Here is a 26,500-nt window from a genome sequence, read left to right as displayed (position 1 = left end):
GCAAATGCCGAATTGAATAACCGCCGCATTTCCCGCCAATATATACGGAAGGCGTCCTAACGGAAGATAGTGCGCGATATACCGCACGACTTCAAAAGATATCAGAGAGCGACGACATTTCTCCGGTCCGTGGGCCTGCAGGGTGTGATGCAACCCAGTGCCCGAACGACTAGAGACATCGCGCACTGATGCACTCGATAATCCCATTGGAACGTCGTCTGAATATGCGTTCAGTCTTCAGGCAAAGACAGTGAGTGACAAGATGCGGCGGCATTAGCGCATTCTGCGCATATGGACATCTAATGTTACCAACTCGGCCTAAACGCCATAAGCTGTCCTGCGTCGGAGGGGGTCGACGACAACGGCTCCGCAGGATCGAGCGAAGGGCTGAGCAGATGCGCGGCAACGACTGGCTCTGAGGGATCTTTCCGGGCGCCTGAGCGCGCCGTACAGTACGGGTGCACGCACCGCTACGAGATGGGCGCGGTGGAGGCCAGGACGTGACTCGCACCCTTGCACGCGACAACGGGACCGATCGGCGGCTGCTGCTGCTAGTCGGTCTCGTCGTGTTTACCGCCGGGGTCTCCGCGCTGGTCAGCCTCCGACTGATTGACAGCCGCGGTCTGGTCACCGAACCCAACCTCACCCGGGCCGCCGCACTCACGTTTCTGGTCGCCGTCGCCGCAACCGTCAATGTCCGAATCCGTATCCGCGCCACCACCCACGGCATCTCCTGGACGGACGCCGCGACCGTCATCGGGCTGGCGGTCGCCCCCGTGCCGTGGGTGATCGTGGCCACCGGTCTGGGCGTCGCGATCGCCCGCACGATCACCCGGCTGCCCCCCATCAAGCTGGCGTTCGGCATCGCCAAGGAGATGACGCTGGCCGCCGCCGGCGGACTGGTGCTGGTCGCCGCCGGCTGGACCTGGCCGTGGTCCGGGTCGATCAGCCGCTCCCTGCCCGCCCTGGTCCTGGCCTACCTGACGGTCGTGGTGCTCGACGAGCTGCTCATGTTCCCGGTCCTCGCATTCGCCACCGGGACGCCGATCCTCAACCGCTTCCGGCAGCAGTTCGACCTCCGGTTGGCGAGCGTGCTCGCCCGCTTCTCGGTGGTCCTGTCCACCCTGCTCATCCTCCGGATCAACCCGACGTTCCTGGTGGTCGTCCCGCCCCTCGTCCTGAGCCTGCACCTGGCCAACTCCAGCCGGGTGCGCAGCCGGGCCGAGCGGGAGGCCTGGCAGCGCCTGGCCCGCACCACCGACGCGCTGAACGTGGTCGACCTCGACCAGGTGCTCACCACCGCGGTCACCCAGGCCACCGAACTCTTCTCCGCCGACGAGGTCGACATCGAGCTGCGCGAGGAAGGGCGGCTGGTCCGGGGGTCCGGCGGGACCATCACCCTCCGGGGACCGGCCGGCACGCCCAGCACGATCGACGGCTCCGTGCTCACCACCCGGCTCGAGGGGCACGACCAGACCGCCGACATCGGCGTGCTGCGGCTGCGGTTCGCCGGGCCGGTCGAGCTGTCCGAGCGCGAGCAGTACACCCTGCGCACCTTCGCCTCGGCGCTCTGCACGGCCGTCCGCAACGCCCAGGCGTACGCCGAGCTGGCCCGGATCGCCGACGAGCACGCGTACGCCGCCACCCACGACGCGCTCACCGGGCTCTCCAACCGGCGGCACCTGCTCGACGAGGGCACCGAACAGCTCACCAACCGGCACGCCGACGGCGTCACCGCCCTCGTGCTGATCGACCTCAACCACTTCAAGGAGGTCAACGACACCCTGGGGCACGGCGCCGGTGACCGGGTGCTGACCCAGGTCGCCGACCGGCTCCGGGGCGCCGCCCGCCCGGACGACCTGGTGGCCCGCCTCGGTGGCGACGAGTTTGCCGTGCTGCTGCGCGGCCTGCCCGCCCCGGCGGTCGCCGCGCACCGGGCCGAGGCGCTGCTGACCGCGCTGCACGAGCCGCTCGACCTGGACGGCATGCGGATCAGCGTGGAGGCCAGCGGCGGCATCGCGGTCGCCCCGGCCAGCGGCGGGATGGCCGAGCTGCTGCGCCGCGCCGACGTGGCGATGTACCAGGCCAAGCGGGCCGGCCAGCGGATCGCCACGTACGCACCGACCCGCGACACCGCCGACCTGGGCCGGCTCACCCTCGGCGGCGAACTGCCCCGGGCCGTCGCCGACCACGAGTTCACCGTCAACTTCCAGCCGATCGTCGACCTGGGCAGCGGCGAGGTGATCGGCGCGGAGGCGCTGGCCCGCTGGCACCACCCGACGCACGGCATGATCGACCCGCTGCGCTTCCTGGAGGCGGTCGAGCGCTCCGGGCTGCTGCCCGCCTTCGCCGAGGCGATCCTCGACCAGGCGCTGATCGCCGCCGGCTCCTGGCGGGACGCCGGATTCGACCTGCCGGTCTCGGTGAACGTGTCGCCGCGCAGCCTCCTCGACGCCCGCTTCCCCGGCGCGGTGCTGGCCCGGCTCCGGGCGCACGACCTGCCGCCGGACCGGCTGGTGCTGGAACTGACCGAGACCCTGACGCTCAGCCAGCTGGACGTGGTCGACCGGGTGCTCAGCCGGCTCCGCGACTCCGGCGTACGGCTGGCCCTGGACGACTTCGGCACCGGCTACTCCTCGCTCTCGCTGCTCTCCCGGATCCCCGTGCACGAGCTGAAGATCGACCGGAGCTTCGTCACCGCCATGGAGAGCGCCACCGAGGCCGCCGCGGTGATCCGCTCCACCCTGGACCTGGGCCGCAGCCTCGACCTGACCGTCGTGGCCGAGGGCGTGGAGAGCGAGCCGCAGCGGCGGGCGCTCTGGGAGCTCGGCTGCGCCGCCGGGCAGGGACACCTGTTCGCCCGGCCGCTGCCGGCCGGCGCGCTCCTCGCCGCCCTCCAGCGGGGAGCCGGCGGGCGACCGGGCGCGCTCGCGCCACCGCTGCACGACGCGGGCGCGGTGATCCGCCTGCCCGGGCGCCGCACCGGCGGCGGGCGCAACCGCACCGCCACTCCCTGACCACCGCCACCCGCCAAGATCCGCAGGCCGGGATGCCGTACCCGTCTGCCAGACTGGCCCGCGTGACCGCCGACGCCGACCGGACCGCCCCCGCCCTCCGCCGCTGGCAGGCCATCGACACCGCCGCCGGCGGCCTCGCCCTCGACGTGGGCCTCTACGCCGTCTCCGCCGCGTTCGCCGCGGTCACCGCCGCCACCTCCACGCTGCTGCCACACCGGGCCTGGGGCACCCTCGCCACCATCGGCTACGCCCTGGCGGCGCTCGCCGCGACCGCTCAGCTCCTAACCCGACGCCGGCATCCCGGCACCCCCCTCGCCGGGCTGCCCGCCCGCTGGGCGGTCACCGGCTTCGCCTGGGCCACCACCACCCTGCTGCCGGTCGTCGCCCAGAGCATCCAGCGGGCCGGCGGCCGGACCGACCGGGCGCAGGAGGAGGTGATCGTCGTCGAGCACGCCGGCGCGCGGCTCGCCGAGCACGGCACCCCCTACCTCGGGCACGACGCGATCGCCGCCCTGCCCGCCGGCGAGCAACTGCTCGGCTACACCCCCTACCAGCCCGGGATGGCGCTGTTCGGGCTGCCCCGGGCCGTCGCCGACACCTGGTGGACCGACGCGCGCGTCTGGTTCGCCCTGGCCACCGCGGTGGCGCTCGCCGCCGCCGTGCGCACCCTGCGGACCACCGCGGGCCCCACCGCACCCCGGCCCGGTGCCGCCGTGCTGCGCGCCGCGCAGGCTGCCACGGTCCTCCCGATCTGCGCGCTCACCCTGGCCACCGGCGGCGACGACCTCCCCGTACTCGCGCTCTGCCTGCTCGCCCTCGCCCTCGCCGCCGCCGGCCGGCCCGGCCGCGCGGGCCTCGCGGTCGGCGCGGCCGGCGCGCTGAAGCTCTTCGCCTGGCCGGTCGCCGTCGTGCTGGTCTGCTGGGCCGCCACCCGCCGCGCCGGCCTGCGCACCGCCCTGGGTGCCCTCGGCCTGCCGGTCCTCGCGCTGCTCCCCGTGCTGCTGGTCGACCGCGACGCCCTGGTGGAGAACGTGCTCCGCTTCCCGCTCGGGCACGGCCTCGTCACCAGCCCCGCGCAGTCCCCGTTCCCCGGCCACCTCATCGCGAGCGCGCTGCCCGGCGGCCGGCTGGTCGCCGCCGCGCTGCTGGCCGCCGTCGGGGTGGCGATCGCCGTCCGGCTGCTGCGCCGCCCGCCGCGCACCGCCGCCGCCACCGCCCTGATCTGCGGGTACGGGCTGCTCGCGGCCATCCTGCTCATGCCCTCGACCCGCTTCGGCTACCTGCTCTACCCGATCGTCCTGCTGGTCACGGCCCCCGCCCTCGCGCTCGCCGAACACCACACGGGGACCGCCCCCGGCGTGCCTTTCCCGGCAACTGGCCGGCACGGCCCGGCCGGAGGGCGTAGACCTGAGGCATGACCACCTACCGCGACCGGGCCGAGGCGGGACGCGTGCTCGCCGACCAGCTCGGCGACCTCGCCGGGCGACCCGACGTCATCGTCCTCGGGCTGGTCCGCGGCGGCGTACCCGTCGCCCAGGTGATCGCCGAACGGCTCGGCGCGCCGCTGGACGTCCTGGTGGTCCGCAAGCTCGGCATGCCGTGGGCCCCCGAGGTCGCGTACGGCGCGCTCGGCCCCGGCGGGGTGCAGGTGCTCAACGACATGGTCGCCGACCGGATCGACCCGGACGAACGCGCCGAGGTACGCCGGCGCGAGCAGGCCGAACTGGACCGCCGCGAGCAGCTCTACCGGGGCGGGCGCCCCCCACTCGACCTGGCCGGGCGCACCGCCGTCATCGTCGACGACGGGCTGGCCACCGGCGCCACCGCCCGCGCCGCCGTGCAGGTCGCCCGGCACCTCGACGCCGCCCGCGTGGTGGTGGCCGTCCCGGTCGGCTCCGACCAGGCGTACGAGATGCTCGCCGCCGAGGCCGACCAGGTGGTCTGCCCCCAGGTCCCACCCGACTTCGTCGCCGTCGGGGCCTACTACGACGACTTCCACGAGGTCGCCGACGGCGAGGTGACCCAGGCGCTCACCGCCACCGCGTGATGTCACCAGGTACCTTCGGTGTCATGCAGCTCACCTGTCCCAAATGCCATGGAGAGATGCGCCAGTACGAGCGCAGCGGAGTGATCATCGACCAGTGCGGCGAATGCCGCGGCATCTTCCTCGACCGCGGTGAACTCGAGAAGCTGTTCGAGGCCGAGGCGAACTGGAACCAGCAGCAGGGCCCGCGGCAGGCCGCGCCGGCCGGAGGCGGCTACAACCCGCCCCCGCCGCCACCGCCCGCCGCCGCACCCCACCAGCCCGGCTACGGCGCCGTCCCCCCGCCTCCGCCGCCCGGCCACGGCTACGGGCAGCCCGCGTACGGCGGCCAGCACCACGGCTACCACGGCCACTACCGCCGCAAGAAGAAGCACGGCGGCTTCCTCGGCGAACTGTTCGACTGACCCTCGCCACGCCGGGCCGGCGACCCACCGGCCCGGCGTCACCGTCGTGCCGACACGGCCCCGCCGTGGCAGGCTGCACGACATGACCGCGATCCGGCCGCACGAGGCGCTGGCGCAGGCGTACGACGGCATCACCGCCGTCGTCACCCCACTCGACGACGCCGGCATGCAACGCCCCACCCGCTGCCGGGGCTGGCTCGTCGCCGACCTGCTCTTCCACGTGCTCTGCGACGCGCAACGGGCGCTGGTCGCCCTCGCCAGCCCGGCACCCGGGCCGGCCGACGTCGACGACGTCAGCTACTGGCGCGCGTTCACCCCCGGCGGCGACGACGAGGCGAGCGCGAAGCACGCCTGGTGGGCGCGGCGCTCCGCCGCCGCCTTCGACCGGCCCAGCGGCGTGGTGCGCATCTGGTCCGACACGGCGCCCGCCGCCGTCCGGGCGGCCGCAGCCGCCGACCCCGACGGGCACGTGACCACGCAGGGGCACGTGCTGCGCGTACCCGATTTCCTCGCCACCCTGGCCACCGAGGCGGTCATCCACCACCTCGACCTGGTGGTGGACCTACCCGACGCCCCGCTCCCCGCGGAGGCGCCCACCCGGATGGCGGTGGCCACGGTGGACGGGCTGCTCAGCGACGACGCTGTCCGCCCGACCGGCTGGGACGACCGCGACTATCTGCTCAAGGCCACCGGCCGGGTGCCGCTCACCGACCGCGACCGGCTGGAGCTGGGCGAGGCCGCTGGCTGGTTCCCCCTGCTCGGCTGACCACCGCGCCGCTCCGGGTCAGACGATGGCCATGTCGACGAAGCGGGACAGGTGCAACTGGGCGGCAACCGTGATCGTGTCGGTCGGTCCATTTCGGTGCTTGGCGACGATCAGGTCCGCCTCCCCGGCGCGCGGCGACTCCTTGTCGTAGTAGTCGTCGCGGTGCAACAGGATGACGACGTCGGCATCCTGTTCGATCGATCCCGATTCCCGCAAGTCAGACAGTTGAGGTCGCTTGTCGGTGCGCTGCTCCGGGCCACGGTTCAGCTGGCTGACCGCGATCACCGGGCACTCGACCTCCTTGGCCAGCAGCTTCAGGCCACGGGACAGGTCCGCGACCTCCTGCTGCCGGCTCTCGGTGCGCTTTGGCGAGGTCATCAGCTGGAGGTAGTCGACCACGATCAGCTTGAGGTCGTGCTTCTGCTTGAGCCGGCGCGCCTTCGCCCGGATCTCCATGAGGTTCATGCTCGGCGTGTCGTCGACGAAGAGCGGCGCCTCGCTGATCTCACCCATGCACCGGGCCAGCTTGGTCCAGTCGTCGTCGGAGAGCTGGCCGCTGCGCAGCACGTGCAGCGGAACGCGCGCCTCGGCCGAGAGGAGTCGCATGACGATCTCGACCTTGCTCATTTCCAGCGAGAAGATCGCCGCGGCCTGGTTGGCGCGAATAGCAGCATTCCGGGCAAAGTCCATAGATGCCGTCGATTTACCCAAGCCAGGCCTGCCGGCCACGATCACAAGTTGACCCGGGTGGAGGCCGTTGAGCAGCCGGTCGAGGTCGCTGAACCCGGTCGGGACACCGGTCATCACCCCGCCCTGCGCGCCCACCGCCTCGATCTCGTCGAGGGTCGGCTGGAGCATGTCGGCCAGGACCGCGAAGTCCTCGCTGACCCGCTTCTCGGTGACCTCGTAGACGGCCTGCTGGGCGAGGTCGACGACGTCATCGACGTCGCGGCTGCCGCCCTGGCCGGTGCCGTAGCCGAGCTGGACGATCCGGGTGCCGGCCTCGACGAGCCGGCGCAGCACCGCCCGCTCGCCGACGATGCGGGCGTAGTAGGCGGCGTTGGCGGCGGTGGGGACGCTGGCGATCAGCGTGTGCAGGTAGGGCGCGCCGCCGATCCGCGCCAGGTCGCCGGAGTCGGCGAGCGCGGCGGCCACGGTGATCGGGTCGGCCGGCTCACCGCGGCCGTAGATGTCGAGGATCGCGTCGAAGACGGTGGCGTGCACCGGGCGGTAGAAGTCGTTCGACTTGAGGATCTCGACGACGTCGGCGATGGCGTCCTTGGAGAGCAGCATGCCGCCGAGGACGCACTGCTCGGCGGCCACGTCCTGGGGCGGGGTCTTCTCGAACTGGCCGTCCCGCTGCGCCGGGGCGGGCGGCGGCCCCCCGGCCCGTTCCGAGCGCGTCTCGTCGGTGACCGACACGGGTTCCCCCCTTGCTGCGTCGGATCGGATCCAGCTCTACCGCCAGGGTGTGACAAGTTCCGACGACCCTCCGGTCGATCGGGGGCCATCGCCCGGACGGTCGGGGGACCACGATACGGAACCCGAGGTCAGCCACTCAACAGCACCGGTGGACGAGCCTCGGGACAACCTGTGGACGCCGGTGGGCAGGCATGTGCGCAGGGTGTGCACAGGGTGTGGATAAGTGATGGGGAATTTCGGCCCACTCGACGCTGACCTGGGGTTTTGCGATCCCCACCCTGTGGACGGAAGATTTCGGGTCGAGCTTGGGCGCCGTTCGTCCCGTACTATCTCTGCGAACGGCTACACCTGGACTGCGGATTGCACTTTCGGTTGAGAAGGGTCACGCTCCCGCCGTGAGAAACCGGGACTGGGGAAGCGGGGAGGGCAGCCCGCGCGAGCGCCGGCCGAGCGCCTCCTGGGCCGCTCCCGCCGGTCCGCTCCCGGTCGGGTCGTCCGCCTCCGAGAGCTACCGCACGCCGAGTCGTCGGCGCGCCGTCGAGCGCGGCCAGGACGAGCCGGTCGACGCCTATCTTCCTCACTGGGCGCTGGAGTCCGGCATCCGTCGGGCCGACGGCGGGGGTCGGCACGCCGCTCGCGACGACGACGAGGACGTCGACCCGCCCTACTCGGGCGGGGGTTGGCAGGCGGACACCGGCTGGCGTCGCGAGGACGACCGCCGCGACCTGCGGGCCATCGGCGCGGGCCCGGTCTCCGACCACACCGCCGAGTGGACCATGGACACCCCGCAGGACCAGGGGTACGTGGGGAGCCGGCGGGCCGACGGGATCGAGGGCGAGCCGGTCTCCGGGGTGGCCCCGCGGAGCCGGCCGCGTCGCGCGGCGACCCGGCGGCCGCAGGTGACCTGGTCGGGGCTGGAGGAGGCGCCCGCGTCGGGCGACGAGGGTGACCGGTGGGATGCCGAGCGGCCGACGCGGCGGAGCCGGCGCACCACAACGGATTCGTGGTCGCGGCCGGCGGCCGATCCGTGGGAGCGCGGCCGGGCGGCCGAGCCGGACCCGGCGGAGCAGCCGGCGGTCGACCCGTGGGACGCGTCGGGCGTGCAGGCGTGGGGCCGTTCCGCCACCGCCGGCCGGTGGGACCAGGCGGAGAGCCGCTGGGACCGGACGGAGCACACCGGCCAGTGGGACCGGTTCACGGACACCGGCCAGTGGGACCGGCAGACCGGCACCGGCCAGTGGGACCGGGTCCGGGAGGCCGGTGCCGGGGAGCGGTACGCGGAGGTCGACCAGTGGGACCGGACGGCGCCGCAGGTGCCGGTCCGGGAGGGCTGGGCGTCGCCGGAGCGCGCCGAGGCGTTCTGGTCCGGGACCCGGCTGGCCGGTGACGATCCCCGCTGGACGGAGACGCCGCCGTCGGCCCCGCGGTCGCCGATGGTCGCCGCGCCCGCGCCGCGTCCGGCGCCCCGCCGTCGACCGGTGGAGCCGGTGGTCGCGGGGCGGGCCGGGGCGTCGACGGTGCGGCGGCGCGTGGAGACGGTGGGCGGCGGGTCGTGGGGCCGTCCGCTGGAGGACGACCTGCTCGACCCGGATCCGGGTGGGCCGCTGCGATCGCTGTTCTACACGGCTTCGTGTTACCTGGTGCCGGCGTTGCTGCTCATCGTCGGGTTGCTGTTCCTCGACGGGCAGCCCCCGCAGGGGTGCGTCACGGACATCACCGGGGGCGGTTGTGACTCGCCGCGGGCGCACGCCATCGCCTCGTTGGTGGCCGGGGCGCCGCGGTTCGGGCTGGCGCTGCTGAGCAGTCTCGTGGTGGCGGTGGTGCTGCGTCGGGTCGGCACGACCTGGCGGTCGGCGACGGTGGCGCTGGCGGCGGCCGTGGTCGGCGGCGGGCTCTCGACCGTGGTGATCAGCGCGGTGACTGGCCAGCCGATCGGGTAACGCCGCGACGGGCGGCGTACCGCCTCCGACATGCGGTGTAGCCCCTCCGACATGCGGAAGGGCCCGCACCGGATGCCGGTGCGGGCCCTTCCGTCGTGCTGTCGGGTGTCAGCCCTTGACCACGTTCAGGTCGAACTTGGCGCTCACCTCGGGGTGCAGCCGGATGCTGACCGGGTAGGCGCCGAGCGACTTGATGTGGCTGGGCAGCACCAGCCGCCGACGGTCCAGGGTCGGGCCGCCGGCCGCCTTGACGGCGTCGACGATCTCGGCCGGGGTGACCGAGCCGAAGAGCCGCCCGCCGTCGCCGGCGCGGGCCTTCAGGTTGACCTTCAGACCCTCGATCTGGGCCTTGACCTCGTTGGCGTGGTCGAGGTCGCGGATCTCGCGGGCCGCGCGGGCCCGCTGGATGACCGTGACCTGCTTCTCCGCGCCCTTGGTCCAGGCGATCGCGAAGCCCTGCGGCAGCAGGTAGTTACGGCCGTAGCCGTCCTTCACCTCGACGATGTCGCCCGGGGCACCGAGGCCGGACACCTCCTGAGTCAGGATGATCTTCATGTCGGTGCCTCCTCTCAGCGGGCCGTGGCCGTGTACGGCAGGAGCGCCATCTCGCGGGCGTTCTTGACGGCACGGGCGATCTGCCGCTGCTGCTGCGAGGTGACGCCGGTCACCCGCCGAGCGCGGATCTTGCCGCGGTCGGAGATGAACTTCCGCAGCAGCGCGGTGTCCTTGTAGTCGATGTAGGTGATCCCGTCCTTGTCGAGCGGGTTCACCTTCTTCTTCGGCTTGCGAAGTGCCGCAGCCTTGGCCATTGCTCTTGCTCCTGGTTTGCGATCGCGGGCGCTCGGCGCCATTAGAACGGGGGCTCCTCGTCGAAGTTTCCGCCGCCCGAACCACCGCGCGAGGGAGCCGGTGCAGCCGAAGCCCAGGGGTCGTCGAAGTTGCCTCCGCCGCCACCCTGGCCGCCACCACCACCGAAGCCGCCGCCACCGCCGCCGGAGCGGGACATCTTCTGCACCTTCGCCGTGGCGTAGCGCAGCGACGGGCCGATCTCGTCGACCTCCAGCTCGATGACGGTGCGCTTCTCACCCTCGCGCGTCTCGTACGACCGCTGACGCAGCCGGCCGGACACGATCACCCGGGCGCCGCGCTGCAGCGACTCGGCGACGTTCTCGGCGGCCTGCCGCCAGACCGTGCACGAGAGGAACAGCGGCTCGCCGTCCTTCCACTCGTTGGACGCCTTGTCCATGAAGCGGGGCGTCGAGGCGACCCGGAACTTGGCGACCGCCGCCCCGGAGGGGGTGAACCGCAACTCGGGGTCATCGGTCAGGTTGCCGATGACCGTGATGGTGGTGTCTCCTGCCATGACCATCTCCTCGCGCACTCATCTCTGTGCCCTACAGGCTCTCAGAGCCCTCCGACAGCGTCGATGAGGCTTGATCCGGACGTGCCGGGTCTAGATGCTCAGCGCATCTCCGGGCGGATGACCTTGGTGCGCAGCACCGACTCGTTGAGTCGGAGCTGACGGTCCAGCTCAGCCACGGCCTCCGGCGACGCCTGGAGGTCGATGACGGCGTAGATGCCCTCGGCCTTCTTGTTGATCTCGTACGCGAGGCGCCGGCGGCCCCACACGTCGGTCTTCTCCACCGAGCCACCCGCGGTCCGGATCACGTTCAGGTACGTGTCGAGCGACGGGGCGACGGTGCGTTCCTCGAGGCTGGGGTCGAGGATCACCATGACTTCGTAATGACGCAAGACGTGCTCACCTCCTGTGGGCTAAGCGGCCACGGTCCTTCCGTGGCAGGAGGTCGTGCGTCGTTGCCGTGACCGGTGCCGGGGGAACCCGGCCGGACGCAGACAACCGGACCAGGATACCCGGTCCCGACGATCATGGCCGGGCCGGTCGTCCCCGGAGTCCGGACGCGGTGACAGGGGCCCACCTCCGGCGTCGCGTGCCGGAAGGTGGACCCCTGTCCACGGGGCCGCGGGGCGTCCCGTCCGCATTCCTTGGGTGGGACCTGGGGAGGAACGACCACACCGATGAGGTTGGATCGAGGACGCCCCGCGGAGCTTTATCGTGTTGTTACCTGGTCTGACCATACAACGGCTCTCGTCACCTCTTGGGGGAAATGGAGGAATTCGCCGGACTGGTTCTGCGGCCAGCCTCCGGGTCTGACGAAGCCGGGATCCCGCCCCGTCGTGCCGGGCCGCACGGCGGGGCGTCCCGTTGCCGGGGGCCTCCGCTTCGCCGTCCGCGCTGTGGACCCGCGTCCGGTCGGAGCGTCGACCATCGATCCCACCTCGGACAACGACCACCGGGCCGGCTGGTGACGCGATCCGTACCGCGGAACCCCCGCGCGCGGGAGCCCCGCGCGTCGGGGGCGCGACGTAGGCTGCCCTGCATGCGAATCGGAGCCCACGTCGATCCGACCGACCCGCTGGCCGAGGCGGCCGCCCGGGACGCGGAGGCGGTGCAGTTCTTCCTCGCCGACCCCCAGGGCTGGAAGGCCCCGAAGCCGCGGGAGGACGCCGAGCGCCTGCGGGCCGCCGACGTCGACCTCTACGTGCACGCGCCGTACGTCATCAACGTGGCCACGCTGAACAACCGCATCCGCATCCCCAGCCGCAAGCTGCTGCTCGGCCACGCCGCCGCCGCGGCGGCGGTCGGCGCCAGAGGGCTGATCGTGCACGGCGGCCACGTCAACGCCGGTGACGACCTCGCCGTCGGCTTCGACAACTGGCGGAAGACGTTCGCGTACGCGGCGGACTCCGGTGGCTTCCCGCTCCCGATCCTCATCGAGAACACCGCCGGCGGCGACAACGCCTGTGCCCGGCACCTGGACGCGCTGGCCCGGCTCTGGGACGCGCTCGGCGACTACGAGGTGGGTTTCTGCCTCGACACCTGCCACGCGCACGCCGGGGGCGAGGAGCTGCTGGGGCTGGTCGACCGGGTGAAGGCGATCACCGGCCGGATCGACCTGATCCACGCGAACAACTCCAAGGGCACCTTCAACTCCGGCCAGGACCGGCACGACAACCTCACCGGCGGCACCATCGACCCCGAGCTGGTGGTCGCGGTGATCCGGGCGGCCGGTGCGCCGGTGATCGTGGAGACACCGGGCGGCACCGAGGGCCAGGCGGCCGACATCGCGTTCCTGCGCGGGCAGCTGGGCGCGACGGCATGACCACCGAGCAGTCCGACGCCACCGGCGGCCGGGCCGACAGCGACCCGCCACCGGCCACCAGCGACACCGCGTCCGACGCGAAGCCGAGGGCGAGCGCCCGTCGACGGGCCCGGAAGAAGGGCGCCACGGCGGGCGCCGCTTCGGACGGGACCGCGACCGAGCGGGCCCCGGGCGACGAGCCGGCGCCGACCGCCGAGGCAGGGCGGAACGGTGACCGCGCCGCCGCGGCGGGGACCGCCGCCACCGCAGGCAGTGGTGGCACGGCCGACAAGGGTGACGCGGAAGCCGCGGAGGCGGGCGGAACGGACGACGCGACCCGCGCCAACGACAAGGCCGGGACCGGCCGCAGGGCCAGGACCCGCCGCAAGGCCGGAAGCAGCGACAAGACCGAAACGGGGATGGCCGGGACCGACGACAAGGCCGGGACCGACAAGAGCGGGACCGACAAGAGCGGAGCCGAAGGCCCGGCCGATACCGGCAAGGCGGAGTCGGCCACGGCGGGGAGCGACGGCACGACCGGCGCCGAGGGCAAGGACGCCGACAAGCCGGCCGATCCATGGACGGCGTTCGGTCCCGCCCCCGACCCGGTGCTCACCCGGCCCCGCCGGATCGTCCGCGCGGTGGGCCGGTTCCTGGTGCACGAGTGGATGCTGGCCGCCGTCGCCTCGGTGGCGCTGGCCGTGCTGATGACCTGGCCCACGCTGCGCTACCCGCGCTACACGCTGCCGCAGGACTACTGGGACCCGAGCCTCCAGTCCTGGCAGCTGGCCTGGTCCGGCCACATCCTGCTGACCGACCCGGCGCAGCTGTGGAACTCGAACACGTTCTTCCCCGAGTCGTGGAGCTTCGCCTTCTCCGACACCCTGCTCGGGTACGCGCCGGCCGGCATGATCGGGGTCGGCCCCGAGGACGCCCTGCTGCGCTACAACATCATGTTCGTGCTGGCGCACGCCCTCGCCACGTTCGGGGCGTACGCGCTGGCTCGGCAGCTCGGGGCGGGCCGGATCGCCGGTGCGGTGGCCGGGGCGAGCTACGCCTACGCCCCGTGGCTGCTGGCCCAGGCCGGGCACCTGCACATCATCTCCAACGGCGGCATTCCGCTGGCGCTGGCCATGCTCGCCCGTGGTCACGGCTGGTCGCTGCGGCACGGTTACCGGCCGTCGCGCCGGCACGCCGGTTGGGCGTTCGCGGGCTGGCTGGTGGCCGCCTGGCAGCTCAGCCTCGGCTTCGGCATCGGGCTGCCGTTCGCGTATCTGCTGGCCGGCATCGTGCTGGTCTCGGCGGTCGTCTGGTTCGCGCGGCGGCGCCGGGTGAAGCGTCCGTTCGGCTGGCGGCTGTTCCTGGCCGACCTGCTCGGCGGGCTCGTCTTCGCCGCGGTGGGCGCGCTGCTGGCCGTGCCGTACTTCACGGTGTCGGAGCAGCACCCGAACGCGGCGCGGACGCTGGGCGAGATCCAGCTCTACTCGCCGCCGGCCAGCGGGTTCTTCACCGCCCCCGCGGAGTCGCGGATCTGGGGTGAGCTGCACGAGGGTGCCCGTGCCGTGCTGCCCTGGCACCCGGAGATGACCCTGCTGCCCGGCTTCGTGCTCTACGCGCTGGCCGCCGGCGGGCTCTTCTTCTCGGTCTGGCGGGTCCGCCAGCGGCTCTTCCTGCTGGCCGGGGTGCTCCTGACGATGGCGCTGGGCATGGGCACCCGGTTCTTCGGCGGCCGGTTCACCTACGTGCCGCTCTTCGAGCACCTGCCGGGCTGGAACGGGCTGCGGACCCCGGGCCGGATGATGCTCTGGACCACTCTTCTGCTCGGCCTGCTCGCGGCCGGCGCGGTCACCGCGTTCTGCGCCCGCGTACGCGAGCTCGCCGCCGAGCGGGTCCCGCCGTGGCCCGGCCCGTGGCTGCGACTGGCCACCCTGGTGCCGCTGCTGCTGGTCGTGGTGGAGGGGTTGAACGTCACCCCGCACCCGGTGGTGCCGCAGCAGCCGGCGGTGATGCGGACGGTGGACGGGCCCATGCTGGTGCTGCCCAGCAGCCAGAACCTGGACCAGCCGGTGATGCTCTGGTCGACCGACCGGTTCCAGCGGATGGTCAACGGCGGCAGTGGCTTCACCCCGAACTCGCAGGCCCAGGTCCGCGAGGTCACGGTCAGCTTCCCCGACTTCGGCAGCGTCGACTACCTGCGGCGGCTGGGCGTGAAGAACGTGGTGGTGCTCCGGGACCGGCTCGGCGGCACCCCCTGGGAGGGGATGCTCGACCGGCCGGTCGACGGGCTGGGCGTGACCCGGGAAGAGGTCGGCGACGCGGTGGTCTACCGCCTCTGACCGGGCCGGCCAGTCAGGCGGTGACCGCCTCGGCGGGGCGATCGACGCTGGCGGCGCCGTGCCGCCAGCGTTGGTACCAGGGCGCGTCCCGCGCGCCGTCGAGCACCCCGCCGTCCGGGTCGTCCGCGTAGGTGTCCCGGACCGCGTCCCGCTCGGGGCGCAGGATGTCCCGGATCACGAACCCGCAGAGCACCACGACGGTGATCAGGCGCAGGCTGGCGGCCAGCACGAAGACGCCTTCGGGGAAGACCGGCCGGGTGGTGGCCGCGCCGAGCAGCTCCCCGTAGAAGGCGGCGAAGTAGCAGACCTCGGCGAACTGCCAGGCCAGGAAGGCGCCCCAGCGGGGCCGGGCGAGCACCGCGAGCGGCAGCAGCCACAGCACGAACTGCTGGGACCAGACCTTGCTGAAGATCAGGAAGGCGGCGACCACCAGGAAGGCCAGCTGGGCGAGCCGCGGGCGGCGCGGTGCGAGCAGCGCCAGCGCGGCCACGCCGAGGCAGGCCAGCCCGAAGAGCAGGTACGACAGCCAGTTGAGCGTGGAGATGTGCGCGTTCAGCCACTCGAAGGGCCCGAGGTCGCCGGGCGCGGAGGGGCTGATCCTGCCGTCCAGGTAGCGGCCGATGTACCAGAGCGTGCCCCAGTCGATCGGCCGGGTGGTGTTCAAATCGAAGAAGCGTTCCCAGTTCTCCCGGTAGGGGATCGCCACCGGCAGGTTGACCGCGATCAGGGCCACCGCGCCGGTGGCCGTGGCGGTGAGCGCGGCCCGCAGCCGGCCGGCACGCAGGGCGAGCACGAGGATCGGGCCGAACAGGAACAGTGGCCACATCTTCGCCGCCCCGGCCAGGCCGAGCAGCACGCCGGCGGTGGCGGGGTGGCGCCGCGCCCAGGCCAGCAGCCCGAACGCGGCCAGCCCGACGGCGAGCAGATCCCAGTTGACGGTGGCGGTGAGCACGAGGGCCGGTGCGAGTGCGAACAGGGCCGCGTCCCATGGTCGTCGGCGGCGCAGGCTCAGGATGACCGCGACGGTGGCGACGGCGAGCGCGCTGAGCACCAGCGCGTTGAGGTTGTAGAACCACTGCCCCTGGTTGATGCCGGGGTTGTCCAGGCCGAGGGCGTGCACCGGCAGGCCGATCGCGCCCATGAAGTAGCCGGTCAGCACCGGGTACTCCACCGGGTGGTCGGCGTAGGGGACCTTGCCCTCGTTGAGCCCCTCCGCGTAGTAGAGGGCCAGCACGTCGGTGTAGCACATCCGGGTGTACTGGACGTTGTTCTGCCAGGCGCCGTCCTGGCAGGGGGACTTCTGCACCCAGTGCAGGGCCAGCGTCAGGCACACCAGGGCCAGCACGATCCGGGCCGCGGTCCAGAACCGGCCCTCCCGGCCGGGGGGCCGGTCCAGGGCGACGGCGTGGTCACCCAGCGGGCCGCCGATCAGCTCGGCGGCGCCGCGGACGAAGCCGTCCGAGCGGGACGGGTGGTCCACGACGGCTCCGGGTCGTGGGGCGGCCTCGGACGCGCCGGGCCGGAGGTGCCGGTCGGAGCCGTTCTCGTCGATGCCTGCCGTCGACTGGGTGCTCATGGAGAGGCATCCTGCCGTACGCCGGGCCCCGCCGTCCCGCCTCGCGCACACAAATTCCGCTCCGCGAAACGCCGGCGGCGGCCGGACCAGGTGGTCCGGCCGCCGTCATGGGCCCGTGGCGTCAGTAGGTCTGGCGGGTCGGTGGTGTGCTCGGTAGCAGGCCGCCACCGCGACCACCGGTGTCGCCCGGTCCCGGCGGGAGGCCGGGCCCGGTGTTACCGCCGCCGTTGTTACCGCCGCCGTTGTTGCCGCCGTTGTTGCCGCCGTTGTCGCAGAACAGGCCCAGGGGGTCACAGCCCGGCTGCTGCCCCGGCAGCGGCACCTCCGGCGGCGGCTGCTTGCCGTTGCCGGTGTCGTCCTTGCCGACGTGCGCGGCCGGTGGGAAGTCTTCCTTGTCCTTGCCCTTGAGCGCCTCGTTCATGAAGCGCTGGAAGATGGCGCCGGGCATCCTGGCGCCGCTGATGTCGTTGCCGTTCTTGTCCTTGATCGCCTTGCGGTCCTTGACGTTGCCGACCCACACGGCGGTGGCGAGCTGCGGCGTGTAGCCGATCATCCAGGCGTCACCGTTGCGCGTGCTGTCGTCGCCGAGTTCCCAGGTGCCGGTCTTCTCGGCGGCCTTGCGACCGTCGTCGAGCCGGCGGTTCACCTGGCCCGGGTACTGCTCCAGCACCGAGGTGACGTCGGCGACGATGTCCTTGTCGATCCGCTGCTGGCCCTTGAGCTTCTCCGAGCCGACCGTGTCCCACTTGCCGGTGTCCGGGTTCTGCTTCTGCACCAGCCTGACGAAGTGCGCCTTGTTGTAGACGCCCTGGTTGGCGAAGGTGGCCACGCCGTTGGCGTGGTCGAGCACGGTGATCGGGTACTGGCCGTAGCCGATCACGTGGAAGAACGGCGACGGGGCCAGGTCCTTGGGGTCGGCCCTGGTGAGATCGTGCGGCTTCGCCGGGTTGGTGTCGGTCTGCCACATCGTGGTGACGCCGGCCTGCTTGGCCATGTCGAGGACCTTGTCGGGGCCGATCTTCTCGGTGATGTAGTAGAACGGCACGTTCAGCGACTTGAGGGTCGACTGCTCGAGGGTGCAGGAGTCACCGCAGGAGACCTTGTCGGCACCGGCGTTGCTGACCTTGAACTTCGTGTCCTTCGGGGTGAACGCCGAACCCTTCCACCGCGACTTGACGGAGATGCCCTCCTTGAGGGCGGCCGCGAGGGTGTAGATCTTGAAGCTCGAACCCGGCGAGTGACCACCGCTGACCACGCCATTCTCGTTGTTCTTGCCGGCGTAGTCCGTGCCGGTGCCGTTGTCCCCGCCGTAGTAGGCGAGCACCCGACCGTTCGCCGGGTCGATCGACACCACGGCGGCCATCAGATTCTTCGGCTGCCCGTAGAGCTCGGAATCCTTCTTGGCCCGCTGGGCGGCCTCGAGCGCCGCCTCCTGCATCTTCGTGTCGATGGTAGTCGTGATCTTGTAGCCGCCGCGGCTCAGCGCCTTGGCGCAGAGCGGCTTCTTCTCGGTCACCTCGGCCTCGTTGTCGGTGCAGAGCTTCATCTCGCGCAGCTCCTGCGAGACGTAGTTGACGACGTTGCCGTACGGGGTGTCGATGCCGAAGCCGCCGGCCTTGGCCTTCGAGGGCGGCTGCAGCGTCTTGAGCGGGTACTCGGTGGGGTGCTGCGGCATGTTCGGCGCGTCGAGCCACTTCTCGGTGATCATGCCGTTGATGACGTAGTTCCACCGGTCCAACGCGGCTTCCTTGTTGATCGCCGGGTCGTAGCCCCGGTGCGTGGCGCTCGGCTCGGGCTGCTTGATGAGCGCGGCGAGCACGGCCGCCTCGGCCACGGTCAGCTTGGACACGTCGTGGTTGAAGTACGTCTGCGCCGCCGCCTGGATGCCGTACGCGCCCCGGCCGAAGTAGATCACGTTCAGGTAGTGCTGCATGATCACGCGCTTGTCGTACTTGTCGTTCAGCTTGGAGGCGAGGATCGCCTCCTTCACCTTGCGGCCGTACGTGTCCTGGTTCAGGTTGTCGAAGGCGTTGCGCGCGTACTGCTGGGTGATCGTCGAGGCGCCCTGCTTGTCGCCGCCGCTGACGTTGTTCCAGGCGGCCCGGGCGATGCCCTTGTAGTCCACGCCGGAGTGCCGGTAGAAGTTCCGGTCCTCGGCGGCGGCAACGGCGTGCTGCACCCACTCCGGGATCTGCTCGATGGTCACGAGCTGCCGGTTCTGGTCGCCGATCTTGGCGATGGCCGTCTTGCCGCTGCGGTCGTAGATGGTGGTCGACAGCGGCGGGATGGTGTCCTCGGGCAGCAGCACCTTCTGCGAGTACCAGGTGAAGCCGACCACGCCCATGCCGGCGAGCATGATGAAGACGGCGAACCCGGCAATCATCATGTTGATCCGCCGGCGCTTCTTCGCCCGGGCCCGCGACGCCGGGTCGTCACCGCGACCGCCGCGACCACCGCGACCGGGGCCGGTCGGGCCGCCCGGCCCACCGGGGCCGCCACCGGCCATGCCGGGCACCCCGGCACGGGCCACCGCGGCCCGGCCACCCACTGGCGCCGAACCGACGCTCGCTCGCCCGCCCGTGCCGACGCTCGCCGCGCCGACCGAGGCGCGCCCGGCGGGGCCGGCCGGGGACACCGGCACGGAGGCCCGCCCGGAGCCGGCCCGCCCCGACGCAACGCCGGGCGCCGGCGAGACCGGCACCGAGGCCCGTCCCGCACCGGCTCGGCCCACGGAGGCCGCGCCTGCGGCGCCACGGGCTGCCGGTGGCGCGCCGCCGACCGAGGCCCGACCACCGGACGCGGAGCCGCGCGGTGTCACGGAGGCCCGGGCCGAGGCAGCGCCCTCCGAACCGGAGGACCAGCCGTTCCCGTGCGGGCTCCCGGGAAGACCGGGCTCGCCGTTCGGGCCCGGGATCTGGGCCCGCCCACGCGAAGAACTGGGATCGCCGTAGTTCATTCCTCACACCCTGCCGGTCGCGGTGGGGCGCTGGCACGCCGCCACCGGGTTGCCGTGAGATGGAACACGAGACGCTACACCCCGGGGGTGCCCGGGCGCAGGCGTCAAATCCGAACTATTCGGATCAATCAGACCTAGTGGCTGTCGGTCGTCCCGCCCTGGGGTCGGGCCGGGATCGATCGGGACAGCCAGGTTCACCGTTGCGCCTCTCGCCTTCGCCGAGGGGTGGAGCCGGTCGCGGTCTCCTGCTCCACCGTGTCCTCCGTGCCGCCGGCCAGCCCGTCCCGGCCGAGCAGGAACTGCTCGACGAGATGGTTCCAGTCGCAGCCGGGGCACACCTCCACCACGAACACCTGGAACTCACGCAGCGTCATGGCCAGGACCGGCAACTCCGCCCGGGTGCGCGCCTGGCCGGCCGACTGCTTGAGTTCGTCGCCGTAAATGTAGTGGACGTGGATGAGGTTCTCACTGCGGCAGATCGGGCAGCGCTCGTCGGTGGGCTCGCCGTGGAAGCGAGCGGCGTTCTTCAGGTACGGCGAGGCGTCGCAGACGTCGTAGGTGCCGATCCGCCCGGTGAGGAGTTCGCGCAGCACCGCTCGCTTCTGGAGCGAGTAGTCGACGACCTGGCGCTGCGTACGCATGCGGGAAAGGGTACGCGGTCCGGCGGGGTGAGGCGACCACCGTCACGATCCGTGACGACAGAACCTCGTAATCGGGGGTTTGCCCTGATCATGCGTCTCCGCTAACGTGCGATGTATCGGTTCGATACATCGCGGCGGTTACCGCTCCGCGCCAGGGGTAAGAAGGGATGGCCCGTGCTCGAGTTCGCCATCCTGGGTCTCCTGCAGGAGGCTCCGATGCACGGCTACGAGCTGCGCAAGGAGTTGACCGCCAAGCTCGGCGCGATCCGGGCGGCGATCAGCTACGGCTCGCTCTACCCGACCCTGCGCCGGCTGCAGGCGGCGGGATGGATCACCGAAGCCGCCGAGACACCCGCCACCGCCGAGGAGGTTCCCGCGCTGACCAGCCGACGCGGTCGGGTGGTCTACACCATTACCGCCGAGGGCAAGGAACGCTTCGCCCAGCTCATAGCGCAGGCTGGACCCGAGACGTACGACGACACGGGCTTCGGCGTGCACTTCGCGTTCTTCGCCCGGACCGACCAGGCCACCCGGCTCCGCATCCTGGAAGGTCGTCGTCGAAAGATCGAGGAGCGTCGCGAAGGCCTTCGTGACGTGCTCGGCCGGGCGGCCGAGCGGCTCGACGCGTACACCCTGGAACTGCAACGCCACGGGCTCGACGCCTGTGAGCGCGAGGTCCGCTGGCTGGAGGAGCTCATCGCCAACGAGCGCTCCGGCCGGGCCCCGACGGTCCCCCAACCCGGGACGGCCGGCGGCCGAGGAGAAAACGACAGCCCGCCCCCGCCTGGAGAGTCCAGGAAAGAGCGGCCGTGATGAAGAAGAAGGAGGCAGACGTTATGGGCTCCGTCCGCGTCGCCATCGTCGGTGTGGGTAACTGCGCCTCGTCCCTCGTGCAGGGCGTGGAGTACTACCGGAACGCCGACCCGAACGACCGCGTCCCGGGTCTCATGCACGTCACCTTCGGCGACTACCACGTCTCCGACGTGAAGTTCGTCGCGGCGTTCGACGTGGACGCCAAGAAGGTGGGCATGGACCTCGCCGAGGCCATCGTGGCCAGCGAAAACAACACCATCAAGCTGTGCGACGTGCCGCCGACCGGCGTCACCGTGCAGCGCGGTCCGACCTTCGACGGTCTGGGCCAGTACTACCGCGAGATCATCGAGGAGTCGGACGCCGAGCCGGTCGACGTGGCGCAGGCGCTGCGCGACGCGCAGGTCGACGTGGTCGTCTCCTACCTGCCGGTGGGCTCCGAGCAGGCCGACAAGTTCTACGCCCAGGCCGCCATCGACGCGGGCTGCGCGTTCGTGAACGCCCTGCCGGTCTTCATCGCCTCCGACCCCGAGTGGGCCAAGAAGTTCGAGGACGCGGGCCTGCCGATCGTCGGTGACGACATCAAGAGCCAGGTCGGCGCCACCATCGTGCACCGCGCCCTGGCGAAGCTCTTCGAGGACCGCGGGGTCGAGCTGCTGCGCACGTACCAGCTCAACTTCGGCGGCAACATGGACTTCATGAACATGCTGGAGCGCAACCGCCTGGTCTCGAAGAAGATCTCGAAGACCCAGTCGGTGACCTCCCAGATCCCGCACGAGATGCAGAAGAGCGACGTGCACATCGGCCCGTCCGACCACGTGCCGTGGCTGGACGACCGCAAGTGGGCGTACATCCGCCTGGAGGGTCGCTCCTTCGGTGACACCCCGCTCAACGCCGAGCTCAAGCTCGAGGTGTGGGACTCGCCGAACTCGGCCGGTGTCATCATCGACGCCGTCCGGGCCGCGAAGATCGCGCTGGACCGGAAGACCGGTGGCCCGATCCTCTCCGCCTCCTCGTACTTCATGAAGTCCCCGCCCAAGCAGTACGCCGACCACGACGCGCACGCCGCCGTCGAGGCGTTCATCGCCGGCGAGGTCGAGCGCTGACGCGCTGAGCACACCGAAGGAAGGCCGGGTCCGCACGGACCCGGCCTTCCTTCTCGGCGTACGTCAGGACCAGGCGCGCCGCAGCGCCACGGCCGCTTCGAGCTCCAGCAGGGTCACCTTGCGCGGCAGCCCGCCGCCGAAGCCCACCAGCTTGCCGCCCGCCCCGACGATCCGGTGGCAGGGCACGATCACCGGGATCGGGTTGCGGTTGCAGGCCACCCCGACCGCCCGGGCCGCTCCCGGATCCCCGACCGCCTTCGCCACCTCGCCGTAGGTCTTCGTCTCCCCGTACGGGATGAGGGTCATCTCCCGCCAGACCGCGCGCTCGAACTCCGAGCCTCGCGGCGCCACCACCGGCACGGTGAACGCGGTCAGCTCACCGGCGAAGTACGCCCGCAGCTCGGCCACCGCCCGCCGGGCGACCTCGTCGCCGGGCTCGTCGGCGGCCGACGCCACCCGGCCGAAGTGCGCCCCGCGGACGGCGCCGGCGTCGGTGCCGACGGAGAACTCCCCGATCGGTGAGTCGAGCACGGTCCACAGCATGTCGCCCATTGTCCCGCGCCATGAGGCAAAGTTCCTCGCGCCCCGGGCGTCTGAGCTACGGAGGTGGGCGGTGGCAGAGGTCGACGGGGAGTTCACCGCGTTCGTCAACGAACGGGGAGCGTTCCTGCTGCGCGTCGCGTACGCGCTGGCCGGGAACCAGCACGCGGCGGAGGACCTGCTCCAGAACGCGCTCGCCAAGGCGTACGCCCGCTGGCCCCGGATCCGCGGCGACGCGGAACCGTACGTGAAGCGGATCCTCTACCACGACCAGGTCTCGGGCTGGCGGCGCCGGGCGCGGCGGCCGGAGGTGACGCTGGCGGAGCTGCCGGAGCGGGCGGCGGCCGGCGAGGACAGCGACCTGCGGCTGCTGCTGCGGGACGCGCTGCGGGCGCTGCCGCCCCGGCAGCGGGCCGTGCTGACCCTGCGCTACCTGGAGGACCTGAGCGTCGAACAGACCGCCGCGCTGCTCGGTTGCCGGACCGGCACGGTGGCCAGCCAGAGCGCCAAGGCCCTGGCCAAGCTGCGTCAGCTGGTGCCGGGCCTGGACGAACGGACCAGCCGAGCGGAGGTGATCCGATGAGCACGTCGCTGGACGAGACCCTCCGGACGGCCGTACGCGAACTCGCGGACGGCGCCGGTCCCGCCCCGGACCTGGCCGCCCGGTCGCTCGGCCGCGGTCGCCGGTTGCGCCGCCGGCGGCGCGTCACGGCGGCCGCCGCCGCCCTGGTCGCGGTGGCCGCCGTGACCCTGCCGTTCGTGCTGTTCCGCCCCCGGCCGACCCCGCCGCCACCGGTGACCACCACCCCGTCGCCGGCCGTGCGGCCCACGCCGGGCGCCGACTGGGCCCGGAAACCGCTGATGCTGCCAGGGGACTGGGTGGTGACCCGAGCGCAGGCGACCGACGGATCGGGCAAGGGGGTCCTGCTCGACCGGGGACGCGCCCGCTACTTCAGCACCAACCGCTACTACGGCATCGCCCCCGCCCCGACGGGTTCACTCGTCGCGGTGACGGACGCGACTCATCCCCGTCAGGTCGGGATCATCGACCTCACCAGCGGAAAGACCCGGTGGTACGAGGTCGGCCGGACGTTCACCGGCCCGACGTGGTCGCCGGACGGGCGACGGCTCCTGTTGACCGGACCGCTCGACCACTTCGGCTTCGTCGTGCTCGACCTGGACGGGACCAGGAAGACCCACCCGGTGGACATGAAGCGCTTCCTCTGCACCGACTACTGCTTCTTCGTCTGGACCCGCGACGGCCGGGAGGTGGCGCTCCAGCAGACCGACCCGAACCGGACCCGCTCCGAGTCGGCGAGGCACCCCCGCCGGGGTGTGCAACTCTTCTCTGCCGACGACGGCCGGCCGACCCGCTTCGAACCGGTGCCCGGGGACCCGGCCGGTCCCTGGGCCTGGTCACCGGACGGGAAGCACGTGGTCGTGCAGGGGCAGCAGGAACCGCTGCTGGTCGAGACGGCGACCGGCCGGGTGGTGAACCCGCTGCCCACCGCCGACGTCGTCTGGGTCACCGACGACCGCCTGCTCTACCGGCGGCCGAACGGGTCGCGGGACTTCGTGCTCGCCGACACCGCCGGCCGGGAACTGGTCCGCCAGCCACTGCCGAAGCAGCTGATCGATCTTGAGGTGAGTGTCGCTCCCCGCTGACCGTTCAGCGGTCGTTGATGTTGCACGACGTCGATACCGTGCAGGTCGTGGCCACGGGGACGCTCATCTTCCTGATCATCGGCGGGGTCGGGGTCGGGGTGCTGACGCTCGCCCTGCTCGGCTCGGGCGTGCTGCACCTGGGCCATCCGGACGTGGACGGGCCGGTGTCGCTGGAGGCGGTCGCCGGGTTCACCGGGGCGTTCGGCTTCGGCGCCGCGATCGTCAACGAACTGCTCGGTGGGCGTACCCCCGGGCTGATCGCGGCGGCGGCGGCCGGCGGCGTGCTCGCCGCCGTGCCCACCGGCTGGCTGGCGGCCCGGCTCAGCCGCGCGGCCCGGAACATGCGCACGGACGCCACGCCGACCCGGGATGACCTGGCCGGCGCGATCGGCCTGGTGGTGACCCCGGTCCCCGCCAACGGCTACGGCGAGGTCCGGGTACGCCTCGCCGGCCAGCCGGTCAAACTCAACGCCCGCGCCGACCATCCGATCCCGGTCGGCGCCCGCATCTTCGTGGTCGAAGCGCTCAGCGAGACCAGCGTGCACGTCGAGACCTACTGACACCCCCAAGCACAGACGGGAATCCCCATGCCCCTGCTCGTCGCCATCGGCGGCGCGGTCCTCCTCGCCGTCGTCCTCGTCCTCTTCGTGCTCTCCCGGATCAAGGTGGCCGGCCCCAACGAGGCGTTCATCGTCACCGGCCGCAAGGGCCGGACCACCCAGACCGCCGACGGCGGACGCTCCACCGACATGTCCGGCCAGAAGGTCGTGCTCGGCGCGTCCGTCTTCGTGCTGCCGGTGGTGCAGAAGCTCCAGTCGCTCGACCTCTCCAGCCGGCGGATCGACGTCGGCATCAAGGGCGCGGTCAGCAAGCAGGGCATCCGCGCCGACCTGCACGGCGTGGCGATCGTCAAGGTCGGCGGCACCGAGGACGCGATCCGCGCGGCCGCCCAGCGCTTCCTGCACCAGCAGGACGAGATCGAGGACTTCACCCGGGAAGTGCTCGCCGGCGCGCTGCGCTCGATCGTCGGCCGGCTCACCGTCGAGGAGGTCATCCGGGACCGGGCCGCCTTCGCCAGCGCGGTCGCCGAGGAGGCCGAGCACTCGATGACCAACCAGGGCCTGGTGCTGGACACCTTCCAGCTCCAGGACATCCTGGCCGAGGGTTCCTACCTGGCCGACCTGGGCCGGCCGGAGGCGGCCCGGGTGCTCAAGGACGCGGCCATCGCCGAGGCGCGGGCCCGGCAGCAGGCCGAGCAGGAGCGGCTGCTCGCCGAGGAGGCCATCGCCGAGGCGAACCGGAACCTGTCGCTCAAGCAGGCCGCCATCCAGGCCGAGATCGACGCGGCCAAGGCGAGGTCCGCGGCGGCCGGCCCGCTCGCCCAGGCCGAGCGGGACCAGGCGATCCTGTCCGAGCAGCAGAAGGTGGCCGAGCGCAACGCCGAGCTGAAGCAGCGGCAGCTCGACACCGAGGTGCGCAAGCCGGCCGACGCGGCCCGCTACAAGGTCGAGCAGGAGGCCGAGGCGGACCGCAACGCGGCCGTGCTGCGCGCCGACGCCGAGCGGCAGGCCACCATCGCCGCCGCCCAGGCCGCGGCCGAGCAGGCCCGGCTCACCGGTGAGGGCGAGCGCGCCCGCCGGGCCGCGCTGGCCGAGGCGAACGCGATCGAGGGCGCCAAGGAGGGTGAGGCAGAGCAGCGGCGGCGTTCCGCGATCGCCGAGGCGGTCGAGCGCGAGGGTCAGGCCGAGGCCGCGGCCATCCTGGCCAGGGGGCAGGCGGAGGCCGACGCGATGGCCCGCAAGGCCGAGGCGTTCGCCGCGTACGGCGAGGCCGCGGTGCTGGACCTGCTGGTCAAGGTGCTGCCGCAGGTGGTCGAGGCGGCCAGCGCCCCGATCGGCGCCATCGACAAGATGACCGTCATCTCCACCGACGGCGCGTCGTCGCTGACCAAGTCGGTCGCCGGCAACGTGGCGCAGGGCCTCCAGCTCGGCAGCGACCTCACCGGCATCGACCTGCCCGGGCTGCTCGCCAAGCTGGGCAGCGCGCACACGAACGGCAAGAACACCGTGGACGGCACCACGGTCACCCCGTGACACGACGGCGCCCGCCGGTCTCC

23 protein-coding genes are annotated in these 26,500 nt (G+C 72.2%); 14 read left to right on the top strand and 9 right to left on the bottom strand.

The window, feature by feature from the left end; translation table 11 throughout:
- Positions 1-500 precede the first annotated feature (500 nt).
- From ABZS80_RS05385 to ABZS80_RS05365, 5 genes are all read left to right on the top strand, one after another.
- Positions 501-3,017, top strand: coding sequence for a bifunctional diguanylate cyclase/phosphodiesterase (locus ABZS80_RS05385; protein WP_355054554.1), 2,517 nt, complete (start codon positions 501-503; stop codon positions 3,015-3,017).
- A gap of 62 nt (positions 3,018-3,079) precedes the next feature.
- Positions 3,080-4,435 (top strand): glycosyltransferase 87 family protein, encoded by a 1,356-nt coding sequence (locus tag ABZS80_RS05380; protein WP_355054553.1) that lies wholly within the window; start codon positions 3,080-3,082, stop codon positions 4,433-4,435.
- Positions 4,432-5,064 carry a phosphoribosyltransferase family protein gene (locus ABZS80_RS05375; protein ID WP_355054552.1) on the top strand — a complete coding sequence of 211 codons (633 nt, stop codon included), beginning with the start codon at positions 4,432-4,434 and terminating at the stop codon, positions 5,062-5,064. The genes ABZS80_RS05380 and ABZS80_RS05375 overlap by 4 nt, the downstream gene beginning before the upstream one ends.
- 23 nt (positions 5,065-5,087) lie before the next feature.
- The gene (locus ABZS80_RS05370) at positions 5,088-5,465 is read left to right on the top strand and encodes a zf-TFIIB domain-containing protein (protein WP_355054551.1); all 378 of its coding nucleotides are present in this window, start codon (positions 5,088-5,090) and stop codon (positions 5,463-5,465) included.
- Positions 5,466-5,547: 82 nt separating this feature from the next.
- The gene (locus tag ABZS80_RS05365) at positions 5,548-6,231 is read left to right on the top strand and encodes a maleylpyruvate isomerase N-terminal domain-containing protein (protein ID WP_355054550.1); all 684 of its coding nucleotides are present in this window, start codon (positions 5,548-5,550) and stop codon (positions 6,229-6,231) included.
- A gap of 18 nt (positions 6,232-6,249) precedes the next feature.
- On the opposite strand, the gene dnaB is transcribed toward ABZS80_RS05365, so the two are convergent.
- Positions 6,250-7,653, bottom strand: coding sequence for a replicative DNA helicase (gene dnaB, locus ABZS80_RS05360; RefSeq protein ID WP_355054549.1), 1,404 nt, complete (start codon positions 7,651-7,653; stop codon positions 6,250-6,252).
- A 395-nt stretch (positions 7,654-8,048) separates the two neighbouring features.
- On the opposite strand from dnaB, the gene ABZS80_RS05355 reads away from it, so the two are divergent.
- Entirely contained in the window at positions 8,049-9,593 is a 1,545-nt protein-coding gene (locus ABZS80_RS05355; RefSeq protein ID WP_355054548.1) for a hypothetical protein, read from the top strand.
- 108 nt (positions 9,594-9,701) lie between these two features.
- On the opposite strand, the gene rplI is transcribed toward ABZS80_RS05355, so the two are convergent.
- From rplI to rpsF, 4 genes are all read right to left on the bottom strand, one after another.
- Positions 9,702-10,148, bottom strand: coding sequence for a 50S ribosomal protein L9 (rplI, locus tag ABZS80_RS05350; RefSeq protein WP_151460617.1), 447 nt, complete (start codon positions 10,146-10,148; stop codon positions 9,702-9,704).
- 14 nt (positions 10,149-10,162) lie between these two features.
- Complete coding sequence (rpsR, locus tag ABZS80_RS05345) at positions 10,163-10,402, bottom strand: 30S ribosomal protein S18 (protein ID WP_007073789.1); 240 nt, start codon at positions 10,400-10,402, stop codon at positions 10,163-10,165.
- 41 nt (positions 10,403-10,443) lie between these two features.
- A complete protein-coding gene (locus tag ABZS80_RS05340; RefSeq protein WP_192579666.1) occupies positions 10,444-10,974 on the bottom strand; it encodes a single-stranded DNA-binding protein in 531 nt (176 codons plus the stop codon).
- Between the two features lie 80 nt (positions 10,975-11,054).
- Positions 11,055-11,345 (bottom strand): 30S ribosomal protein S6, encoded by a 291-nt coding sequence (gene rpsF / locus ABZS80_RS05335; RefSeq protein WP_046563719.1) that lies wholly within the window; start codon positions 11,343-11,345, stop codon positions 11,055-11,057.
- A 647-nt stretch (positions 11,346-11,992) separates the two neighbouring features.
- Between rpsF and ABZS80_RS05330 the strand changes: the two genes are divergently transcribed.
- Both ABZS80_RS05330 and ABZS80_RS05325 read left to right on the top strand, forming a co-directional pair.
- Complete coding sequence (locus tag ABZS80_RS05330; protein ID WP_355054547.1) at positions 11,993-12,775, top strand: deoxyribonuclease IV; 783 nt, start codon at positions 11,993-11,995, stop codon at positions 12,773-12,775.
- A complete protein-coding gene (locus ABZS80_RS05325) occupies positions 12,772-15,090 on the top strand; it encodes a hypothetical protein (RefSeq protein ID WP_355054546.1) in 2,319 nt (772 codons plus the stop codon). The genes ABZS80_RS05330 and ABZS80_RS05325 overlap by 4 nt, the downstream gene beginning before the upstream one ends.
- A gap of 13 nt (positions 15,091-15,103) precedes the next feature.
- Here ABZS80_RS05325 and ABZS80_RS05320 read toward each other — a convergent pair whose 3' ends face one another.
- From ABZS80_RS05320 to ABZS80_RS05310, 3 genes are all read right to left on the bottom strand, one after another.
- Complete coding sequence (locus ABZS80_RS05320; protein ID WP_355054545.1) at positions 15,104-16,666, bottom strand: glycosyltransferase 87 family protein; 1,563 nt, start codon at positions 16,664-16,666, stop codon at positions 15,104-15,106.
- 121 nt (positions 16,667-16,787) lie between these two features.
- The gene (locus tag ABZS80_RS05315; RefSeq protein ID WP_355054544.1) at positions 16,788-19,622 is read right to left on the bottom strand and encodes a transglycosylase domain-containing protein; all 2,835 of its coding nucleotides are present in this window, start codon (positions 19,620-19,622) and stop codon (positions 16,788-16,790) included.
- A 194-nt stretch (positions 19,623-19,816) separates the two neighbouring features.
- Positions 19,817-20,263, bottom strand: coding sequence for a DUF5318 domain-containing protein (locus tag ABZS80_RS05310; protein ID WP_355054543.1), 447 nt, complete (start codon positions 20,261-20,263; stop codon positions 19,817-19,819).
- Between the two features lie 174 nt (positions 20,264-20,437).
- Here ABZS80_RS05310 and ABZS80_RS05305 point away from each other — a divergent pair, with 174 nt between their 5' ends.
- Positions 20,438-21,076: a PadR family transcriptional regulator gene (locus ABZS80_RS05305; RefSeq protein ID WP_355054542.1), complete on the top strand. Its 639-nt coding sequence runs from the start codon at positions 20,438-20,440 to the stop codon at positions 21,074-21,076.
- A 23-nt stretch (positions 21,077-21,099) separates the two neighbouring features.
- Positions 21,100-22,179 carry an inositol-3-phosphate synthase gene (locus tag ABZS80_RS05300; protein ID WP_355054541.1) on the top strand — a complete coding sequence of 360 codons (1,080 nt, stop codon included), beginning with the start codon at positions 21,100-21,102 and terminating at the stop codon, positions 22,177-22,179.
- A gap of 63 nt (positions 22,180-22,242) precedes the next feature.
- Here the strand turns inward: ABZS80_RS05300 and ABZS80_RS05295 are convergent, their stop codons facing one another.
- Positions 22,243-22,722 (bottom strand): methylated-DNA--[protein]-cysteine S-methyltransferase, encoded by a 480-nt coding sequence (locus ABZS80_RS05295; protein WP_355054540.1) that lies wholly within the window; start codon positions 22,720-22,722, stop codon positions 22,243-22,245.
- Between the two features lie 70 nt (positions 22,723-22,792).
- Here ABZS80_RS05295 and ABZS80_RS05290 point away from each other — a divergent pair, with 70 nt between their 5' ends.
- Genes ABZS80_RS05290 through ABZS80_RS05275 form a run of 4 tightly spaced genes read left to right on the top strand, consistent with a single transcriptional unit; the run spans position 22,793 to position 26,477 of the window.
- Positions 22,793-23,302 carry a SigE family RNA polymerase sigma factor gene (locus ABZS80_RS05290; protein WP_355054539.1) on the top strand — a complete coding sequence of 170 codons (510 nt, stop codon included), beginning with the start codon at positions 22,793-22,795 and terminating at the stop codon, positions 23,300-23,302.
- A complete protein-coding gene (locus tag ABZS80_RS05285; protein WP_355054538.1) occupies positions 23,299-24,384 on the top strand; it encodes a hypothetical protein in 1,086 nt (361 codons plus the stop codon). Before ABZS80_RS05290 ends, ABZS80_RS05285 begins: the two co-directional genes overlap by 4 nt.
- A gap of 17 nt (positions 24,385-24,401) precedes the next feature.
- Positions 24,402-24,944 (top strand): hypothetical protein, encoded by a 543-nt coding sequence (locus ABZS80_RS05280; protein ID WP_355054537.1) that lies wholly within the window; start codon positions 24,402-24,404, stop codon positions 24,942-24,944.
- A 27-nt stretch (positions 24,945-24,971) separates the two neighbouring features.
- Positions 24,972-26,477, top strand: coding sequence for an SPFH domain-containing protein (locus ABZS80_RS05275; RefSeq protein ID WP_355054536.1), 1,506 nt, complete (start codon positions 24,972-24,974; stop codon positions 26,475-26,477).
- The last annotated feature ends 23 nt before the right edge of the window (positions 26,478-26,500 follow it).

The organism is Micromonospora sp. NPDC005305, assembly GCF_040607315.1.
Classification (GTDB): domain Bacteria; phylum Actinomycetota; class Actinomycetes; order Mycobacteriales; family Micromonosporaceae; genus Micromonospora.
The sequence above is the reverse complement of the archived record's forward strand: the minus strand, read 5'-3'. Positions and strand labels throughout refer to the sequence as shown.

What these genes read in the sequence shown, in the direction of transcription:
- ABZS80_RS05365 (WP_355054550.1), top strand. Translation starts at nt 5,548, where the DNA reads ATGACCGCGATCCGGCCGCACGAGGCGCTGGCGCAGGCGTACGACGGC.
- ABZS80_RS05330 (WP_355054547.1), top strand. Translation starts at nt 11,993, where the DNA reads ATGCGAATCGGAGCCCACGTCGATCCGACCGACCCGCTGGCCGAGGCG.
- rpsR (WP_007073789.1), bottom strand. Translation starts at nt 10,402, where the DNA reads ATGGCCAAGGCTGCGGCACTTCGCAAGCCGAAGAAGAAGGTGAACCCG.
- ABZS80_RS05300 (WP_355054541.1), top strand. Translation starts at nt 21,100, where the DNA reads ATGGGCTCCGTCCGCGTCGCCATCGTCGGTGTGGGTAACTGCGCCTCG.
- ABZS80_RS05275 (WP_355054536.1), top strand. Translation starts at nt 24,972, where the DNA reads ATGCCCCTGCTCGTCGCCATCGGCGGCGCGGTCCTCCTCGCCGTCGTC.
- ABZS80_RS05285 (WP_355054538.1), top strand. Translation starts at nt 23,299, where the DNA reads ATGAGCACGTCGCTGGACGAGACCCTCCGGACGGCCGTACGCGAACTC.
- ABZS80_RS05370 (WP_355054551.1), top strand. Translation starts at nt 5,088, where the DNA reads ATGCAGCTCACCTGTCCCAAATGCCATGGAGAGATGCGCCAGTACGAG.
- ABZS80_RS05315 (WP_355054544.1), bottom strand. Translation starts at nt 19,622, where the DNA reads ATGAACTACGGCGATCCCAGTTCTTCGCGTGGGCGGGCCCAGATCCCG.
- ABZS80_RS05375 (WP_355054552.1), top strand. Translation starts at nt 4,432, where the DNA reads ATGACCACCTACCGCGACCGGGCCGAGGCGGGACGCGTGCTCGCCGAC.
- ABZS80_RS05325 (WP_355054546.1), top strand. Translation starts at nt 12,772, where the DNA reads ATGACCACCGAGCAGTCCGACGCCACCGGCGGCCGGGCCGACAGCGAC.
- ABZS80_RS05280 (WP_355054537.1), top strand. Translation starts at nt 24,402, where the DNA reads ATGTTGCACGACGTCGATACCGTGCAGGTCGTGGCCACGGGGACGCTC.
- ABZS80_RS05295 (WP_355054540.1), bottom strand. Translation starts at nt 22,722, where the DNA reads ATGCTGTGGACCGTGCTCGACTCACCGATCGGGGAGTTCTCCGTCGGC.
- rplI (WP_151460617.1), bottom strand. Translation starts at nt 10,148, where the DNA reads ATGAAGATCATCCTGACTCAGGAGGTGTCCGGCCTCGGTGCCCCGGGC.
- ABZS80_RS05320 (WP_355054545.1), bottom strand. Translation starts at nt 16,666, where the DNA reads ATGAGCACCCAGTCGACGGCAGGCATCGACGAGAACGGCTCCGACCGG.
- ABZS80_RS05310 (WP_355054543.1), bottom strand. Translation starts at nt 20,263, where the DNA reads ATGCGTACGCAGCGCCAGGTCGTCGACTACTCGCTCCAGAAGCGAGCG.